This window comes from Lactobacillus sp. ESL0230 (genome assembly GCF_003692805.1).
Lineage (GTDB): Bacteria > Bacillota > Bacilli > Lactobacillales > Lactobacillaceae > Lactobacillus > Lactobacillus bombicola.
The window spans coordinates 151,861-172,254 of sequence record NZ_REHI01000008.1; the positions used below are offsets into that span (position 1 = coordinate 151,861).

Below are 20,394 nucleotides of genomic sequence, written 5' to 3' on the forward strand. Positions count from 1 at the left end.
ATCTTCCTATTTTGACTTAATATAATTTTGGCCATCAGCTGCTGGAGCAACTGACTTACCAAAGAATAACACTAAAATTACAATTGTAATTACATAAGGAGCAATTTGCATATAAACAGACGGAATATGATTAAAAAATGGTAACTGATTGCCTATAATACTAATACTTTGGGCGAAACCAAAAAATAGCGAAGCAAGCATTGCTCCTAAAGGATTCCACTTACCAAAAATCATAGCTGCCAAAGCCATAAAACCTTGACCGACAATCGTCGAAATTGAAAAATTACCCGAAATTGCTTGGGCAAATACTGCACCGCCAATACCACCAAGAAAGCCTGAAATTAATACACCAGCATAGCGCATACCATAAACATTAACTCCCAGCGTATCAGCTGCTTGGGGATTTTCACCGCAAGAGCGTAATCGTAAACCAAAACGAGTTTTATATAAAATCCACCACAAAAAAACCGCTACAAAAATTGCAACCCAAGCTGGAGCAAATGTATTTTCAAAAAGAATTGGTCCAATAAGCGGTATTTTAGCTAATCCAGGAAAGCTAAAATACCCAAAGCTTTGTGTAATATTTTCTGTTTGCCCTTTATCATAAATTGCTTTAATCAAGAACACGGCTAATGGTGGTGCCATCAGATTGAGTACAGTACCACTAATGACATGGTCGGCATGAAAATTAATCGTTGCAACAGCATGCAAAAGTGAGAACAGCAAACCGACTACTCCTCCTACAATTAACCCCAACCATGGGGTCAATTTGCCGAAAGAAGTAGCAAAAGTTAAATTAAAAACCACTGCCGAAAAAGCTCCCATGGTCATGATTCCCTCAAGTCCAATGTTAGTGATTCCTGAATTTTCACTATACACTCCACCAAGAGCAGTAAAAATTAAGGGAGTTGAATATACAATGGTTGATGACACTAGCAAAGATAAAATTGCAACTAAATTCATTATTGCTCTCCTTCAGTAATATGTGAGACTTTTTCTATATCTGGGGTTGAGCCTTTATCCTTAAATAACAAGCCAATTACATATTGAATGGCAACAAAGAAGATAATTGCAGCAATCACAATTGAAACTATTTCATAGGGGATACCGGCAATTGTCTGCATACCTAGACCACCAATTTTTAAAATAGAAAACAATAACGCAGCAAGCAATATACCAACTGCAGTACCACCACCAAGTAAGGCAACTGACAAGCCATCCCAGCCAATATCTAGGCTAGTTGTTTGCGTGAAGTAATTCTGATAAGTCCCCAGTCCCTGTACTACACCACCTAAGCCAGCAAAACCTCCGGATAACAACATCGAAAGGATAATATTCTTTTTAGTCGACATTCCAGCATAGCGACTGGCAAAAGGATTAGTTCCAACTGACCGAATTTCAAAACCAATCGTTGTCTTCTTCATCAAATACCAATAAAGAAAAACAGCAATTATTGCTAGAAAAATGCCAGCATTAATTCTGGAATCACCAAACATTGAACTTAACCAATTAATTTTCAAACTACCATTAGCTGAAATTGTTTTTGTTGTGTCAGTATCAATCCGCAAACGACTTGGCATAATTTGTTGCATCAAATACTGCGAAGAATAAAGCACAATGTAGTTAAACATGATGGTGGTAATAACTTCATTAGTTCCAAATTGTGCCCGTAACCAACCGGCAATACCAGCCACAATTGCTCCAGCTATTACACCCGCAACGATTGCTAGTGGAAGTAGCACAAACTTAGGCATATTAGGATTAGCTAACACAAGCCAAATCGAGGTTAGCCACCCTGCCTGTGCCTGACCTGGTAAACCGATATTAAAAAAACCAGCATTTGAAGCAATTGCGAAGCCAATCGCTGTGAAAATTAATGGTGTTGCTTCACGAATTGTTTCACCAAGCCCATTCATATTCCCCAGTGCACTCATAAACATTGATGAATATGCTTGTAGCGGGTTATAACTCCAAACGAGCATAATAACTGCCCCAACTAAAAAGCCCGCCAAAATTGAAATAATTAGTACTAAATTCTGTTTAGTCTTGGAAGTTACTTTAAGCAAAAGTTGTACCTTCTTTCTTAACTCCAGTCATTAATAAACCTAATTCCTTATCACTAGTATCATCTGGTTTAACTTCACCAGAAATATTACCATCATGTAAAACAATTATCCGATCCGATAGTTGCATAATTTCATCTAGTTCATACGAAATTAATAAAATTGCTTTTCCTTTAGCTCGTTGAGCTAGCAGTTGGTGATGAATATATTCAATTGCACCAACATCCAGCCCTCTTGTCGGTTGAAAAGCAATAATCAAATTACTATCTCGGCTCAATTCTCTAGCAATAATCACTTTTTGTTGATTTCCACCAGATAGATCACTCACTGGTGACTCAACTCCTGTAGTCCGAATGTCAAACTGGCTAACTAATTTTTGAGCATGCTGCTTTATCAAATCATGATTAAGTACATGATGGTGAGAATAAGGTTTTTTATAATATGACTGGATAGCTAAATTATCAGCAATTGAAAAGGGTAAGATTAAGCCAAACTTTTGACGATCAGCAGGAATACATGAAACACCTTTTTCGGTAATTTTACGGACTTCTTGATTAGTTGTTTCTTGGTCATCGATTAGAACATGACCCGAATCAATATGTGTTAAGCCGGTTAAAGCTTGTACTAACTCATCTTGACCATTACCATCAATACCTGCAACACCTAAAATTTCTCCCGCTCGTAAATTAAAAGATAATCCTTTTAAAGCAGGAATATTTTGCTTATTTTTAACATTTAAATTAGCAACTTTTAAAATTGTTTTACCAATTATGGCAGGAGCTTTATCTAATTGCATATTAACATGTCGTCCCACCATTAATTCAGCTAAGCGATTATTACTTACATCAGCAACTTTAAAATTACCAACACTTTTACCCGCACGAATAACACTTACTCGATCGGCTACTTGCTTAATTTCTTCCAACTTATGAGTAATTAAAATTATTGATTTACCTTCGTTAGCTAACCCATGTAATATTTGAATAAATTCAGTAATTTCTTGGGGTGTCAATACAGCTGTCGGCTCATCAAAAATCATAATATCTGCACCGCGATATAAAATTTTAAGAATTTCAACACGTTGCTGTTGGGCCACTGTAATTTCACTAACTTTTTTTAAAGGATCAACATTTAGATTATAACGTTGCGACAACTCTTTAATTTCCTGTTGTGCCTTCTTAAAATCTAACCTTAGCCCTTTAGTAACTTCATGCCCTAAAATAATATTTTCCAATACAGTAAAAGAATCCATTAACATAAAGTGCTGATGTACCATACCAATTCCTAATTTTTTAGCAATTGTCGGATTTTTAATGGTGACTTTTTCCCCACGAACAACTATTTCACCAGCAGATGGCGTAAGAAGCCCCGATAAAATACTCATCAAAGTAGACTTCCCAGCACCATTCTCCCCAAGGAGTGCTAAAATTTCACCTTTTTGCAAAGTAAGATTGATATCGTTATTAGCTTTAAAGCCATTAAAGTCTTTGACAATGTGGCGCATTTCAATTACGTTAGTCGTGTTTTTCATTTAGCCCTATTTCCTTTTATAAAAAACTCTTTGTATCCACAAAGAGTTTTTATTTTACCTAATTACTTTTTATTATTTCACCTTAACTCGACCAGATACAATTTGTGCCTTGGCTTTTTGCACGGCAGCCCAAGCCTTAGGTGACATACTTCCCTTAGTCACGGATACACCATTATCCTTTAAAGAATATACCAAATGTTTACCACCGGGGAACTTATCTTTTGCCGCTTGATTTGCAATTGACTTAGTTGCAACATCTAATCTTTTTAAAACAGAAGTTAGAGTAAAGTTACCTTTTGCCCATCCTTTGACTTGTAATTTCCTAGTTTTGCTTGATCAACATCAACGCCAACAACCCAGACTCTATGGCTAGCCAATCTCATTTGATTGTATGCTTTGGTCTCCTGAAAAACGCCATTTCCAGCTGAGCCAGCGGCATGAAAAATCACATCATATTTATTAGCATATAGCGATTGCGCCATTGATTTTGCCTTATCAGTTGCAGTGAAGTTACCGATGTATTGCTCGGTAACTTCAATTTTTTTATTTAGCGCCTTAGCTGTATCAGTAACACCTTGTTTAAAACCACTTGCAAAAGATTCAATTGTTACAGCCTTAGCTCCACCAATAAAAGCAACTTTATTCGTTTTAGTTGTATAGGCCGCCGCCACTCCAGCCAGATAAGCCACTTCATTACTTTTAAAAGTTACGGATGTAACATTTTTTTGCTTGGTAATTATGTCATCAATGATAACAAAATTTTTCTTAGCAGCTGCCTTAACAGCATCTTTCAACATATAACCAATAAATTGTATCATAACCTGACTTAGCTGCTTGATCAAAATTTGGAGTAAAGTCAGTGGCACTATTAGATTCGAAATATTGATATCCGGACCCTTTTTGTAAATTATGCTCTTTACCGTAAGCTTTGAAGCCTGCCATGCGGCTTCATTAAAGGATTGATCGCTAATTCCGTTACTATCTGTAATCAGAGCAATACTATCTTTTTTACTCTGCCCAGTTGAACCTTGTTTTTTGCCTGTACAAGCAGTAAAAAGTAAGATAGCAAAAGTTGCCACAACCCCTAGTGATAATAATTTCGTAATTTTTTCCCCATGTTTATTATATCCTCCAAAAACACGAACTTTATAACTTTTATTTTATTATAAAATACGTTTAAGTTCAATATTTATCGTTTTTCAGCAGATATAAAAACAATTATCAATCAAAATACGAACTATTTATTTGGATGAATTGGTACCTTGATTTTATTTTTAATAATTTGTTCCCTTGCTGTACGTGAATATTCCCAAGCTTTACTATTGATTTGCCCACGTTCAATCGATACACCATTAGTATTTAAGCCATAAACTAGCTGCTTGCCGCTAGGGAACTTACCGTTATATGCGCGATTAGCAATATCATGAGTTGCAACATTTACTCCTGTAATTACAGAAGTTAAAACACAATTACTTTTCTTTCCGTCTTTATCTTTATAATTGCCAAGGTATGACTGGTCAACATCTACACCAATCGTCCAAACTTTTTTATTGGCAGGACGATTTTGGTTGATTGATTTAGCTTCTTGAAAAAGACCATTACCGGCCATCCCAGAAGCATGAAAAATAATATCAGCCTTTTTGGCATACATTGATTGTGCAATAGCTTTTTCTTTGTCAGCACTAGTAAAGTCACCAACATATTGATTTAATAATGTGATTTTTTTATTTAATTTTTTAGCTTGATCATGAACACCCTTGGTGAATCCGGCATCAAATAGATCAATAATATCGCCATGTGTGCCACCAATAAAACCAATCGTATTAGTTTTAGTTTGCGTTGCTGCAACTACTCCTGCTAAATATGCTGCCTGTTCACTTCTAAAATTAGCCGAGGCCACATTTTTTTGTCCCTTAATTACTTCATCAATGATAACAAAATTCTTTTTAGGATACTTTTTAGCTGCTGCACTAACCGCATCTTTCAAACTATAGCCAATGCCAAAGATTGTTTGGTAGCCCGACTTAGCTGCTTGATCTAGATTTGGTTCAAAATCAGCTGAACCGCTTGATTGAAAATATTGATAACCATTGCGACCTTGCTTTAAGCCATGCTCTTTGCCATAAGCTTTAAATCCGCGCCAAGCAGACTGGCTAAAAGAATTATCATTAACACCCGTTTGATCAGTAATTAATGCAATTGAATTTTTTGCACTTCCACTAGAATTACCATTCCCACCCTGTTTTTTACCTGAACAAGCAGTCAATGCAAGTCCAGTAAATAATGCGATGGTAGTAAAAGAAATAATTTTTTTGATTTTCATTTTATGACCTCCTTGATATTCCAATTAATAAAATATCAACATTTAGTGGCTATGTCAAAGTTACTATACAATATAAAGTGTTGATGTAGCAATGTTCTTGCTTTGGCATAAAACGTGTCATAGGTTGCCGATTAGGGTTTTTGTATGCAACAACTAAATTTTTTTATTTTTATTTTACGGTAAACAAAAACTGAGATTCTTATTTAAAATCTCAGTTTACTTACTAAAAATATTTATTAAACATTCCATTCAGCCATAAATTGATCGACAAACTTATGCATAAATTCAGTGCGTTTATGCGCTTCTTTTTTGCCACCAAGAGTATTCATTGTCTCTTCAAGCTGAAATAATTTTTCGTAAAAATGATTAATTGTTGTCTCAGTATGCTTACGATATTGGTCATGACTAATTAGCTTTTCTGGCTTGATATTAGGATTATAAATATCAATGCCATGCAATCCACCATAGGTAAAAGCACGTGCAATTCCCATAGCACCCAGACTTTCGAGTCGATCTGCATCTTGAACATATCTACCAGACAATGGTAACTGATAATGATGTTCAATATTTTTAGAAAATGACATATGTTGCATTGTAAACAAAATATCTTGAATTTCTAATTCCGTAAACTTAACCTGCTTCAACACAACCTTTATTTGCTGGAGTACAGTTGCTGGATTACTACAAATTTTTTCATCAATTGTATCATGTAAATAGCCTGTTGCTTGAATAATAGCTATTTTTCGGCTAGCCAGGTCAGCAGTCGGGTTATCTTGCAAATAAAGTTGCCGTGCCAAATGAGCTACACGTTGACCATGATAAAAATCATGACCTGTTTTTTCATTTTTCAATTTTTCTTTAACAAAACAGATTACTTTAGTTATATCCATAAAATCAACTCCTTTATCACTAAGCCGCTTCCCAGATTTGAACTGTGGGACCTCCTCCTTACCACGGTGGTGCTCTACCTGCTGAGCTAAAGCGGCATATTTATTGTAACAAAAAAGTATTCACATAGAACGAGAATACTTTTTTATCTTAATTATTCATTATGTGCTATATATTTTACTGCTGTGCCATAGGCGACAACTGATTGCATGTCATTACCGATTGATCCTGAATCATAGCGCATCATTACCACCGCATCTGCTCCCAATTCTTGTGCTGATTCACGTAATCTGACCATTGCCTGTTCACGTGACTCTTCCAGCATTTTGGTATAACTACGAATTTCTCCACCAACCATTGACTTTAGTCCTGCACCAAAATCTTTCAAAAAATTTTTGGATTGAGTTGTTACTCCAAAAACTTCACCAATGATTTCATATTCTTTACCAGGTATCTTCTCTGTTGTTGTAACTAGAATTGCTTGGTTATTCATACTTATCTCCTAAGATTATATTTAATAATATAAAGCTATATCACTAAATATGATTATGAATAAATAACTATAATTTGTCAATTACAGAGCTATTATAATTTTAATCATCGCCTGTTGCTAGTCTTGCTGCTATTTGTGGTGGCATTAAATTAATCTTAGCTATATCTTTAAGCTTAACCCATTCTGGATGATAGATGTTAGTACTACTTGACCGCTTTCTTTCTTCACCTTGGATTAATGGGGCCCTAATTAATTTGGTTGTCGCTTTAAAAAAAATTTGTTTTTCGTCTTGGTCTAATTGATATAGCAGAGTTAAATCTCGAGCCGCTAACTTAATCCCTAGCTCTTCTTTAAACTCCCGAAGGGCCGTTTCACTGGCAGTTTCTCCCTTGTGTGCTCGACCACCTGGTACTACCCAATAATCACGCTTATTAATGCGGTGAATTAATAAAACAGCTTTTATCGTTGGACAATAAAGGATAACCCGTGCTCGCATTTTTTTCCTTTCTATAAATAAAATGCCTGCTAATAACAGCCATTTCACTTAATTTTAACCCTTAATTTTGACTAACGTATACTTTTTCTTTCCTTTACGAACGATTACATATTTACCGCTAAATGCTTGACTTGGATCTACGTTGAAATCAAGTGACTGCTTTTTTTCACCATTAATATAAATTGCTCCATTTTGAACATCTTCGCGGGCTTGACGCTTAGAAGATTCAATTTGAGTCTCAACTAAAAATTCAATAATATTTTTGCTTTCAGAAGTTGCTGTAGCCATCGGAGCATGCTTAAGCCCTTGCTCAATTTGCTTAACCGTTAAGTTTTTAATCTCACCAGAAAAGAGGGCAGTAGTAATCGTTTCTGCTTCCGTTAATCCTGCTTCACCATGAACAAATTCTGTTACTTCTTTAGCTAATACTTTTTGGGCTGTTCTCTTCCAAGGCGCCTTTGCTACTTGTACCTCTAGTTCTTCAATTTCTTCATGGCTTAAAAATGTAAAGTATTTCAAATATTTAACTACATCACGGTCATCTTGATTAAGCCAAAATTGATAAAATTCATACGGACTGGTCTTTTCTGGATCAAGCCAAACAGCACCACCTGCTGATTTACCAAATTTAGTCCCATCGGCTTTCAGCATTAACGGTATAGTCAAGCCAAATGCAGGTTGCTCTGAACCGGACAATTTATGAATTAAATCGATGCCCGCTGTGATGTTACCCCACTGATCACTTCCGCCAATTTGCATCTGCACATTATGATCTTTATTCAGGCGATAAAAGTCAATTGCTTGAAGTATTTGGTATGAAAACTCCGTAAAGGAAATACCATTTTCCAAACGGCTAGCGACTACATCTTTACTCAGCATATTATTCACCTGAAAATGTTTTCCATAATCACGTAAGAAATCGATTAAACTTATTTGATCTAACCATTCTGAATTATTTACAATTTCAAAATTAGCAGTACCAAACAATTTTTCCATCTGCTTAGTTAAAGCTACTTCATTTTGATGAAGCTTCGCTGGGCTTAATAGTACCCGTTCTGATTTACGTCCAGACGGATCACCAATTGAACCTGTTCCTCCTCCAATTACAATTACTGGATGGTAACCAGCCAGTTGAAACCTCTTAAGAATCATGAACGGAATTAAATGTCCAATGTGGAGCGAATCACCTGTTGGATCTGTACCACAATATAATGCAAAATCATCGTGATCTTGCAAATATTTAGTTAAGCCGGATTCATCTGTTTGTTGATTAATTGCCCCGCGCCATCTTAAATCTTCTAAAATGTCAAAGTTTGCCATCTTTTTCCTCCAAAAAAAATCCCTAGATTCTAAAATAGAATCTAGGGACGACTAAATTACTTTTCTTAGCCGTGGTACCACCCACGTTTACGCTCAATATAGCGCCTTAACTGAAGTCGATATTGGAACTACCCAAATCTGTATTTTGCAACCTTCAACCTGCCTAGCTCACACCAAATGCTAGTTCTCTGAACCCTGAATCAAAGTGCTACTTAAATATTATAACGTGATCATACTAATTTTTTTTTAATATGTCAACAAAATTATTTTTACTTGTAAAAGCCCTTGATCTTTAATCCATAAGCTTTTCCAGCTGTCATATCATACTGAATTGTCTCATAATCAGCAAGTAATTCTTGTTGTTTTTTAGTCAAATACTTGGGATCAATTACTTGTCCCTTTCGACCAATTAATTCAAATCCTTTGTCCCCTTTAAAATTAATGGTAATTGCTGGCAATTTTTTATGAACTTCTGTTAACAACGCTTGATAAGGAGTAACTTTTGAATCGGTCTGCTCTAGCATCATAGCAATAAAGTCACTCGAGCTAACAAAATTATTGGCCTTACGCGGTAATCTTAGCTTTGCACCATGAGCACGCGCATATTTGTTTGAGTAAATGAAGTAACGCGTTGAATGCATCTCTACTGGATATTTAGCAGTGTAACTTTGTGAAATAATACTTGGATAATGATCTCCATAAAAGACTAGTGTAATTGGTTTTTTGATTTTATCAATTTCACCAATAAACTGTTTTACAGCCTTATCCGTATATTGCGTTCCTTTAACATATGTTGCCATTTGCTCACGAACAGCCGGTGTATTAAATAGTTCGCCAGAAATTTTGCCAATGTATTCATTATTAGGATACCAATTATTATACGGCATATGGTTTTGAATCGATATCAAATTGATAAATTGTCCACCACTACGTGAATTAATCTGGTGTAAGCCATTGGCATAGGTAGTAAAGTCTGAATTATAACCACTCTTACCTAATTTCTTTTGACCAATAACTTTATATTTAGACCCAGTATAGACGAATTTATCAAACTTAAACCGGTGGTAATCCTCTCTTCTTGAATAATACGTACCGATAAATGGGTGGACCGCAGATTTATAATCAAAATTCATACCGATGGTTGGATAAAAATCAAAATTAGGTACGATTTGGACATATGGGGTCAAAGTTGATTTAAACATTCCCATGTTTAAACCGGTTAACGTTTCCCATTCCATATTCGCTGTACCACCACCATAGCCAGCACTAAGCATCGTACCATATGAAGAACGAGACTTCATTGATTCAATAAACTTAACTGGATTTGAAACAGAGTGGTCAAATCTAATAGTTGGGAAAGTATTAGGATCCACAAAACTTTCACTTAAGTTAAAAACAATTGTCTGCTTATGTAAATCATTCTTACGCGTTTTATTAATTCTATCTGCAACCTTAGCATATTTATTACTTAAAGTCTTAATTGATGAGGCTGAATAATTATCCGGTTGATCCATAATTTGTAAATCAATATAATTTAGAAAATTTAATACCGGACCATTGACTTGAATATCACGTTCAGGGTTACGGAATGTTTGCTTATTATCAAAACCTCGATTAACGTGGTAGATTGCACCACCATCATGATTAAAACGAAGTGGGGTCATAAACAGTAATAAACTAACTAAGGCCCAAATACCGCGGCGTTTCCAGGAGCCTCTTTTCTTAATCGGAAACTTAATTTCTAAAAATACATCAAGTAAGATCACAAGTAAAATTGCAAGTAAAATTACAATTACAGTTGTTTTACCAACCATTGGAAGCAAAGTTTTCCAATTTACAATTTCACTTATTTCAGTTGGGTAGATTGGTTCACCACGCAATAATAATTTAATCTTATTCGCTACTGCCCAGCCAATTGCAATTAAACTAACTAATGTATTTGAGGTCCAATACCGTGTAGTTACAAAATAAAATACTGAAAATAGGGCATCAAGTAAAATAGTAGTTAAAACAATAGCGAAGAATCTCGTCCCCAATAAGTAAACAATGGCATTAATTGTCTTAGCGGTACTGATTTGAATTCTGAGATTATCTGATTCAATTAAAAATGAGCCAAAACTCAGAAGATAAAACCAAGCCCAGGTCAATAAGTTAACTCGATTAGAGATAATAAACTTAATAAAAACAGACCACAGTTTTTCACAAATTTTTGCTAAATTAGATTCATGATCAAGATAAGTAATTACTCGCTTAAAGGGGTTAAACTGAAACAAATAGTGCTCAAGAATTAGATCCCATATACCAATAATTACTAAGATGGCAATAATCACCAATAACTTATTAATAGTTGAAGAACCAGTAAACCGAAAAGAACCCATAAATTTTGCCGAAATTGGTGCATCCATGAGTATAATTAATGGGACAAATAAACGCATTTGCTTAGTATTAAAGGTCAGAATAACTTTCTTAAATAGTAAGAAAATCGCCACTACCATTAAAAACATAAATGGTGATGAGGGATTGTTCAGGAATTCACGATTCCAATCACCGCCGCCATTACCAGCGACAATTTGTGACCAATAGACTGCATCAAAGCCAGGTACACCTATCAAAACAACAACCAGTGATATTAACCCACCAGTAACTATTAAACTTAATGCTTTACCATTAATTGGCACCTGGGCTAAAAACATACCCCAAGCAAAAAAGAGAATTAAGTATAAACCATAAATTGAATATTGAAATGTAAGATTACCTGCACTAAGAGCAAAGCCAAAAATAGTAAGCAAGCTTAAGATGAGCCAGTTCTGCTTGCTTGTTAATTTATGTAACAAATCGTACAAATGTGACTGAACTAATAAACTGAAAAACAATCCCGCAAACAAAACTGAAGTACTTGCAATAATCGGAAATAACATGCCCCATATGCGCCACATATTAAAATGACCAGGTAACTTGCAGAAAAAGAGGACATAATAAATGATAAGCGTTGCACTAGCCATTAGCCAATACTTAAAACTTTCACTTACACTCAATTTTTTTCTACTATATACTGCTCCAAAAATCATTGGCACTATTATCAGAGTCATATTATGTAACATATCAGGCATAAAACGGATGAATGAATAGTGTGTTCTAGTAGCAATTCCCTTCAAGTTGAACATTTGGATCAACATGAAAAGAGCTGCAACCAGTAAGCAAATAATCTGTGCAACTGTTAAAGACTTTTTATTTTTATTCATATTTCTAGTATATATCCCTCACTAAAAATGATGTTATTAACCAGTATCTATACTTTTTACAACTATTTATAATCGTTTATGTATAAACATGGCCTTTGTAACTTGCAAATCAACTAGCAAAGCAGTACTTGCTAAACTTAGCTGTAGCTACTGCTGCTCGATTATAATAAACTCAGGTACTTATCCCCAACACTCGGAGTTTATGCCTTAAAATTACTAATATTAAACCTATACATACGCAAGAAAGTGTTAATGATGCTATAAATATCATTAATTATCACCTTCTTCCTGTATTTGATCCTGATAATCTTGAAATATAGTATAAACTTGATTTTCAGGATCATTAAAGTCAAAGCCGCGCTCTTTATTACGTTTGTTCTGATAAGTCTCATTATTATCAATCAATTTAGCCTTTAAACCCAATTCCTGGCGCAAACAATCCGAAACTCGCTGTAATTCCTCAGTTGATTGGACTTGATAAGAAGCATCGTGAATTGTGGCATTATGACCATGAAGATAATCATTTTGCGCCTTCTTAGTCGAACTGCGATAGTTAAGTGCAATTTGCTGCAGAGCATCAAAAGGAAGATTTGTTTTAACATTACCTGAAACTGAAGTTAACACTGAATCAAGCTTTGTCAAAGTACTAGGTGAAACTGTTTTTTCTATAAGTGTCGTAATTACTTGTCGTTGGCGTTTCTGGCGACCATAATCTCCTTCTGGGTCATCATACCTCATTCGCGAATATGCTAAAGCACCACCGCCACCCATATGGGTTAACTGTCCCTTCTTAAAAACATATCCACCATACTCAAAGCTAAGCAGTGGCTTCAATTTGATGCCACCAACATAACGTATTAAGCGCATGATTCCTTTCATATTAACTAAAGCATAATATTTAATTGGCACATTAATTAGCTTAGAAACACTAGCCATTGCCATTTTGGCGCCACCAATCGAATAGGCAGCATTAATTTTTTCTACCTGAAAGTTTGGTGTACCAATCATCTGTGCCATTGTATCTCGTGGTACAGACATTAAAGTATATTGCTTCTTTTTTGGATTAACTACTGCAACAATAATAGTATCAGTATTACCCACCTCATCAGTTCGATCCAAAGCTCCGGTATCCGTACCCATCAATAAAATTGCAAATCGATTCTTCCCATTAAATTCTCCATGCTTAATTTGCACATGGGCACTATTATCATAAGTACTATCAACAGCCTTTTTAGTTCGAAAATAGAGATAGGCCGAATACGCTACAATTACAAAAACAATGATACTAAGGAGTAAAATTAAGGCATATCGCCTTTTTTTGTAATCCTTTGCATGTCTTTCAACCCGACTTTTGCGTGGATGATTATGATTGTGATTCATATTTCTTTACTTACCCAATTTAATTATATAATGGATATATTATAGCAAAAAAAACAAGCCGTTGTCGGCTTGACTCTGATATCTTATTAAAAACATTAAATTGTTTACGTTAATAACAATGATAGACCAAATTCTTCACCATGATCTTTTTCTAATTCTGCTTGTTTCATGGCAGCAACAATTTGATTGTTTTTTACTGCTAAGGCAAGACTAGACGAGATACACTGTAATTTAACAGCATTCTTGCTTAAAATAACTTCATTTACCTTTTCTACTTTTGCCCAACCAGCAGGTATATCAACTGCTAAAGACAAAGAAAATGGCATAGTTTTATGGGAATTGTTTTTCAAGTAATATTTAATATCAACCCGATTGCCTTCAACAGTATAAGTTAAAATTACCTCAAAATGATAAGGAAATTTCTTATAACTTGAATTGTCATCAATCAAAGCCAGACTTATCCTTGAATCACCTTTATCAACAATTGTCCAAGGTAGAAGTTCTGCTAAATTTTCATTTTGATTTTCGCCAGTAAAATCAACTATCAGGTTCCTTTGCAGATCATCATCTTTAAAATAATCGATTTGATCATTTTGAGATATAAGATTAACTAACCTTGCCCTTTTTTCATCGATTGCAATACGCAAAATCGAACTTTCAATTATTTGCATAGCTTACTCCAAACTTTCTTCTCATACAAAAAAATATCACTTAACTAGGCTTGATGTCAATCATGGAAAACGAGTACCCTAGCTTTACTATGGCAAAATAATAATGATACAATAATAAAAAATTATTAGCAAAGAAAATATTTTATATAAATAGTATAAAATATTAGCAAAATCAGTTCTGATATATTATAATAACATTGTTCCCGAGAATTATAAAAATCAGTTTTTGGAACAAGTTAATAAAAAGAGCACCCCTATAATAGGGGTGTTTTTTTGCTTATAATTTCCCAAACAATCACTAATTTTTTTATCACTAATAAGTTTACCATTTTATAGTTACTATTGCTGTTTGAAAAATACAAATAATTAATCAAAACACAAGATAATATTTCAAATAAAAACACCACAATTAATCTCTATTATCTCAAAACATGAGATAAATTAACATCAAATTGTAGTGCTTTAAATAAATATAATATTTTTAATTTAATCTTTTCTAAACAAACGCCAACCGCTTAAAATTACAGTTACTAAACAGATAATCATCGAAATAATGAAAACAACATGCATGCCATAAATAAAAATTTCGGGTTGTTTCGGTAAATAGGCCGTTACTCGTGCGCCCTTAGCATGACTCATTGCTGCAAAAAGAACAGTAGTTGCACTCGATATTCCAATTACCATCCCCAAATTTCGTGAAAGTGAATTAATACTGCCGGCAATTCCTAAATCTTTTTGCTCAACTGAACTCATTACTAATGAATTATTAGGTGAAGTAAAAATACCACTTCCTAGTCCCATAATTGCAATGCTACCAACAAATAACCAAATCGAGGAATTAAGATTACATAGTGAGTAACAAATTTGACTAACTAATAAAAGAACTAGACCAATGAAAGTTAACAATTTTGGATTCATTTTATCAGAAAGTGCACCAGCAACTGGAGCCGCAAAAAATTGAACTATTGGTAAAATCATCAAAATATAGCCTGTTTGACTTGGCGCTAAATGACGCGCATTCTCCAAATAAAATGGAGTAACTACATTAAAAAAGAAGTTAGTAATAAAAACTAAAAGTGCACATAATAAACTTACTGAAAAATCAGGATTTTTAAACAACTTAAATTGTAATAATGGATTTTCAGCGTGGTTTTCAATTGAAACAAACCATATAAAGCTAATAACACCAACTAATAGCATTGCTAAAACTGGTAAAGACGTAAAGCCAAATTGTTGTCCTAAGAAAATGCCCCCAAACAACGTAATCATTCCCAAGGCAAAGCTAAATGACCCCATTTTATCAAGGCTTGAAGTAGTGAAGGTAATATCCTTAGGAAGGTAAATTGCACCTATTAGTGCAGCAACAACCCCAACCGGAACATTCAGCCAAAAAATATATGACCATGATAGCTTACTTAAAATAAGTCCGCCTAAGCCTGGACCCGCAATTGATCCTAGAGCAACAAAAGATCCTATTGTTCCTAGTGCTTTGCCGCGTTCCGTTGCAGGAAAGATCTCCGTAATAATACCATTATTAGTGGCCATAGTCATTGCAGCCCCGATTGCTTGGAGAGCTCTTGCTACAAGTAAGAATAATAGACTTACTTTAATTCCTGACAGCAAAGATCCAGCAATAAAAAAAATTGCTCCAAAACGAAAAATTTTAATTTTTCCGTGAAGATCACTTAACTTACCGAAAAACAAAATAAAACTACAAACAACGATTAAATAAAGTGAAGCAACCCATTCTGATTGACTCATTGGTATATGTAAGTCGTTGCTAATTACTGGCAAAGCGATATTGACAATTGTTCCGTCAAGCGTAGACATAAAAGTAAAAAGACCTACAGCTACTAATATCCACCAGCGATTTTTTTGTACTTTTTGATCATTTTGGTAACTTAAAGTTTCCGTCATTTCTACCAGTCTCCTTAGTTTTTAATTTTGGTTAGGTACCTTATAAGATTAAATTATACACTTTATTTTCACTAATGCAAACTAATCAAAAGCGACCACCTTATTTCCGTGGTCGCATTCTTTTTAATATTTGTTAGTCCAATTAACAGTAAGCTAAATTAATACTTTTTAACTACTATTTTATTTAAAAGCATAATAAAATTTGTCGTACTTCTCGAATAGATTTAGCTTTAAGCAAGCGCAAAACATTTTCCTTATCCCTAACTATATCGACTAATTGTTCCAAAGCCTTCTCATGTTCACGTTTCATTCCTGGTGATAGGACAAACATACAGGTCACGATTTCTTTTTGTTGACAAGCTTCTATTACTAAAGGATGATCTAGTAAAATTAACACTATACCTGCTTTTTTACTACTAGTATCAGGTGCAGCATGTGCTAAAAAGATATTATTAGCTATCAGCATATACGGTCCATATTGCTGAATTAAATGTATAATCTTTTCGCAATAATATTCATCGATAATTCCGTCTTGCTCTAAGATCTCACATCCAAAATGCAGCACGTCCTGCCAATTCCAATCATCATTATTATGTAAAAACTTGATATGATTTGCAGATAACAGATTACTTAAAGTTGGTAAATTATAATGAACAGATTTTTGATTTTTTGGAAAAATAAAGCGATCTAAGCTCATTCTTAAGCCATTTTCATCTTTAACATCTGCATACTCATTGATGATAGAGACTAAACTATTAACAGCACTTTCATTATGCTCAATTTTACGTGGAATTTTTTGGCGTAATAATTTTTCAATCGCACTTTGATCATGCTTGGTCAAAACAGCCCTAACATTTACAACTGGAATAGGATATACGGTATCAGTTAAATTAGCTGTACTAATAATTAATTTTGCTTGATAAGACCGCTTAAAAATTTGCGGTAAATCACGAATTTCTAGTGGTAAAGAAAATTTTATCAATGGATACATTTTACTGAGTTCTTGATAAAGCATAGCAGATGTACCTATTCCACTAGAGCAAACAACTAAAACATCTGCTAGTGCTGCTCGTTGCAACTTGTCCATATCTGAAAAATCTTGATAATTTTTATGGCTAACTGATCCAAAATACAAGTATATTAAAGCAACTTCATTGCTTGGTAATTTTTTATGTAAGAATTGTTCAAGTGGTGCACATGCAACTGCCGTAAATTTAACCAATTCTGGATACTGCCGTTTGATTTCATCTACTTCATTTGAAGAAAATGGTAAATCAAACTTCACTCGGAAAAAGGTGGCATACAAATGGTTACATAAAACTTGAGTAAATAATTTATAAGAAATTTTTTGCTCTGTTAATTGCTCATAACGAAAAATAATTTCTTGGGCAATACTATCTAAATTATGGTATAAATCAGCCTTAACACAATTAACTTTAGTAGCTTGTGAACACAAAATAAATTTACTAAGAAAAACTATTTCACCTCTAGGCACCTTTTTTCCAATTAATGATTGCAATATTTTTTCACAGGTAAATAAAACATTGGTTGTATTAATTTTTATCCACTCTAAGTCTGCTGTGCTAGAAACACATAATCCATGCTCAATCCGCCATCTTGTAAAAGTTAACAAATATGCTAACTGTTCAATAGAATTTTCCGAAAAAGTCATTTCTAACTGCTTTTGCGCAGTACTAATTATTGTCTTAGCTTCAGTAATTGAAAAATCCAAATGTTTGATAAACTTAAAAACCAGCTTATTTTGATAAAGCAGTAATTCGTATATTACTCTTCGTATTGTCGACTCATCACTAATAATTCGATGCCCGAATCTAGAACTAGCGATTTCGAGTTGCGGAAAACGCTCATTAAGTGCTTTAAAATCCTTAATGATTGTATTACGTGAGCAGGAAAATTTTCTTGCCAATACATTAATTGAGCAATATTTGTTTTCCCCGATTAGCATCAAAACAATCATTATTTGTCGATCAGCGGCGTTGACACTTTTAATTTGACTATACCTAGATATGGTCTCTATTATCTCCGTATCAGCCAACAATTTCTTTTTTGTCTGATTAGTAATTTTATAACCATATTTAGGAACGTTAATGATTTCGTCTAAATTATTTTGACGCAAAGTTTGATTAATTAATTTTAACCAATTAAAAGCTGTTCGCCGCGAAATACTAAAAGTTTCTAAAATTTCTTTTAAACTTACAAAACCAGGGGATTTAACCAAATAATTTAATAGCCTTTTTGCCTTAACGGAACTGGCAGAATTGCTTGTCATCATGTTAATCACCCTTCAAATTTTAGTATCTTAGCAATTTGACAAAATAAAACTAAAGACCCAATTTGTTAACTACTTCATCGATGACATTTTCAACACCAATATTTGTTAACAATGGTAAGCCATTAATTACTGGTGTATGGATAGCCTCATTATCATATTGAGTTGTGGTAATCACTAGGTCGTAGTCATTAGCCAATGATTCGACTTGAGCCACAGAAGACTGACCTAAAGTATATTCAGCTGCAGAAATTCCTCGATTAGCTAATTCTTCTTGTAACTTATTCATTGCCGACGTACTTGTAACTACCCCAGCTCCACAGGCAACTAAAATTTTTTTCATAATATATTCTCCTTAATTTTACTTTTTATCTTGAATAGCAACTTCTCTACGCTTTTCTTCTGCAATAATCTTTGTTCTATTCCACCAACAAAGGCCAATAATCAAAAGCAACCCAACTGCATATGCAATTAACTTATATGGAGCTACTTGCACAATTAGCCACGGATATGGATTAGAGCCATAATCAATACTTGAAATTAAGGATGATCCTTTAGGAATAGTAAAATGAGCTGCCCTTGCGCTGCTAGTAACCAATGGTGCTAAATCCGTACCTATCCATAATCCTAAAACCACATTAACTGCACCAATAATAAATGACCTAAAGAAATCACCATGAGTGATTGAAACAATTAATGGAAACATAAAGACAAAGCCGACTAAACCAATTGTGGGTAAGAATTTATTACCTGGTAAAATAAAAGCAAATAATAATGCTACCGGAATCATCAAAGTAGCACAAGCTAACACAACAGGACTACCAATTCCCACAGCAGTATCCATTCCGATATAAATTTTTCTTTTGCCAGAAAACTTTTTTTGAATAAAAGATTGAATTGCATCGGAAACTGGAACTACTCCCTGCAAAAGTAAAGCAGCCATTTTGGGCGTAATGATCATTACTGCAGACAAAGTAACTCCCATCAGCATTATCTTCCCTAGCTTCGTAGCCACAGTGATGCCTGGAATAAACCCATATGCCAAAATTCCAATAATAATCCCAATAGCAAATCCTAGGAGCGTCGGCTCACCCCACGAGCCAAACTTTTTATTAAAATCTTTAGCATCCATATGAATCTTATTAACACCAGGAATCTTATCCATCACCCAGTTAAGAATAACCGCAATAGGTACAAATGAACCTGCATAAGCATGTGGAATTGAAATTCCTGGTAATCCTAAATATTTCTCTGAAAGCGGCGCAGTTCTATCCGCAGTAACCATAATGACAATCATATTTACACTGGCTAAAAATAAACTGAGCACAATATCTTTAGTTAAGGCATAAACTAATGAGCCACTAAAGGCAAAATGCCAAAAGTCCCAAATATCAACATCAATCGTTGATGTGGTCTTAGTTACTAACATTAAAACGTTAATTGCAATTCCTAGCGGAATCATACTTACACCTACTGCCGTACCATAGGCAATCGCTGATGCTGATGGCCAACCAACATCAATTACTTGTAAATTCAAATGCATAACTTGAATCATATTCTTAATTGCTGGATTCATAACATCAGTTAAAATTGAAACAGTTGCGTTTAATCCAATAAAACCGATTCCGACCATTAATCCACCTCGGAGTGCTTTAGTAAATGGTACACGGACACATAGGCCAAAAATCAGCATAATAATTGGAATTAAAACAGTTGGACCTAAGCCAACAATATACATAATGAAATCAATTATCGGTTTCACAATAATTCCTCCCAAAAT

The 20,394-nt window shown here is 34.3% G+C and carries 17 protein-coding genes and 1 tRNA gene; all 18 read right to left on the reverse strand.

Annotated features, from left to right (window positions below; genetic code table 11):
- Positions 1–6: 6 nt before the first annotated feature.
- On the reverse strand, positions 7–963 hold the full coding sequence (locus tag F5ESL0230_RS07260) for an ABC transporter permease (protein WP_122022203.1): 957 nt from the start codon (positions 961–963) through the stop codon (positions 7–9).
- Positions 963–2,066, reverse strand: coding sequence for an ABC transporter permease (locus tag F5ESL0230_RS07265; RefSeq protein WP_122022204.1), 1,104 nt, complete (start codon positions 2,064–2,066; stop codon positions 963–965). Before F5ESL0230_RS07265 ends, F5ESL0230_RS07260 begins: the two co-directional genes overlap by 1 nt.
- Complete coding sequence (locus F5ESL0230_RS07270) at positions 2,059–3,594, reverse strand: ABC transporter ATP-binding protein (protein WP_122022205.1); 1,536 nt, start codon at positions 3,592–3,594, stop codon at positions 2,059–2,061. The genes F5ESL0230_RS07265 and F5ESL0230_RS07270 overlap by 8 nt, the downstream gene beginning before the upstream one ends.
- 72 nt (positions 3,595–3,666) lie before the next feature.
- Complete coding sequence (locus F5ESL0230_RS08645) at positions 3,667–3,789, reverse strand: hypothetical protein (protein WP_255409284.1); 123 nt, start codon at positions 3,787–3,789, stop codon at positions 3,667–3,669.
- Between the two features lie 83 nt (positions 3,790–3,872).
- Positions 3,873–4,673 carry a BMP family protein gene (locus tag F5ESL0230_RS07275; protein ID WP_158592406.1) on the reverse strand — a complete coding sequence of 267 codons (801 nt, stop codon included), beginning with the start codon at positions 4,671–4,673 and terminating at the stop codon, positions 3,873–3,875.
- Between the two features lie 158 nt (positions 4,674–4,831).
- A complete protein-coding gene (locus F5ESL0230_RS07280) occupies positions 4,832–5,917 on the reverse strand; it encodes a BMP family protein (protein ID WP_122022207.1) in 1,086 nt (361 codons plus the stop codon).
- Positions 5,918–6,153: 236 nt separating this feature from the next.
- Entirely contained in the window at positions 6,154–6,807 is a 654-nt protein-coding gene (locus F5ESL0230_RS07285) for an HD domain-containing protein (RefSeq protein WP_122022208.1), read from the reverse strand.
- A gap of 22 nt (positions 6,808–6,829) precedes the next feature.
- A tRNA-Thr gene (locus tag F5ESL0230_RS07290) sits at positions 6,830–6,903 on the reverse strand.
- A gap of 56 nt (positions 6,904–6,959) precedes the next feature.
- Positions 6,960–7,298, reverse strand: coding sequence for a heavy metal-binding domain-containing protein (locus F5ESL0230_RS07295; protein ID WP_199688777.1), 339 nt, complete (start codon positions 7,296–7,298; stop codon positions 6,960–6,962).
- 100 nt (positions 7,299–7,398) lie between these two features.
- Positions 7,399–7,794 (reverse strand): NUDIX domain-containing protein, encoded by a 396-nt coding sequence (locus F5ESL0230_RS07300; RefSeq protein ID WP_122022209.1) that lies wholly within the window; start codon positions 7,792–7,794, stop codon positions 7,399–7,401.
- A 54-nt stretch (positions 7,795–7,848) separates the two neighbouring features.
- The gene (tyrS, locus tag F5ESL0230_RS07305; RefSeq protein WP_122022210.1) at positions 7,849–9,114 is read right to left on the reverse strand and encodes a tyrosine--tRNA ligase; all 1,266 of its coding nucleotides are present in this window, start codon (positions 9,112–9,114) and stop codon (positions 7,849–7,851) included.
- Between the two features lie 269 nt (positions 9,115–9,383).
- Positions 9,384–12,356, reverse strand: coding sequence for an alkaline phosphatase family protein (locus F5ESL0230_RS07310; protein WP_122022211.1), 2,973 nt, complete (start codon positions 12,354–12,356; stop codon positions 9,384–9,386).
- A 270-nt stretch (positions 12,357–12,626) separates the two neighbouring features.
- On the reverse strand, positions 12,627–13,736 hold the full coding sequence (locus tag F5ESL0230_RS07315; protein ID WP_122022212.1) for an LCP family protein: 1,110 nt from the start codon (positions 13,734–13,736) through the stop codon (positions 12,627–12,629).
- Between the two features lie 104 nt (positions 13,737–13,840).
- Positions 13,841–14,407: an aldose epimerase gene (locus F5ESL0230_RS07320; protein ID WP_122022213.1), complete on the reverse strand. Its 567-nt coding sequence runs from the start codon at positions 14,405–14,407 to the stop codon at positions 13,841–13,843.
- 486 nt (positions 14,408–14,893) lie between these two features.
- Positions 14,894–16,324, reverse strand: a complete 1,431-nt coding sequence (locus F5ESL0230_RS07325; protein WP_122022214.1) for an MFS transporter — start codon at positions 16,322–16,324, stop codon at positions 14,894–14,896.
- Positions 16,325–16,508: 184 nt separating this feature from the next.
- Entirely contained in the window at positions 16,509–18,617 is a 2,109-nt protein-coding gene (locus F5ESL0230_RS07330; protein WP_122022215.1) for a BglG family transcription antiterminator, read from the reverse strand.
- Positions 18,618–18,666: 49 nt separating this feature from the next.
- A complete protein-coding gene (locus F5ESL0230_RS07335) occupies positions 18,667–18,957 on the reverse strand; it encodes a PTS sugar transporter subunit IIB (protein WP_122022216.1) in 291 nt (96 codons plus the stop codon).
- An 18-nt stretch (positions 18,958–18,975) separates the two neighbouring features.
- A complete protein-coding gene (locus F5ESL0230_RS07340) occupies positions 18,976–20,376 on the reverse strand; it encodes a PTS galactitol transporter subunit IIC (protein WP_122022217.1) in 1,401 nt (466 codons plus the stop codon).
- Between the last annotated feature and the right edge of the window lie 18 nt (positions 20,377–20,394).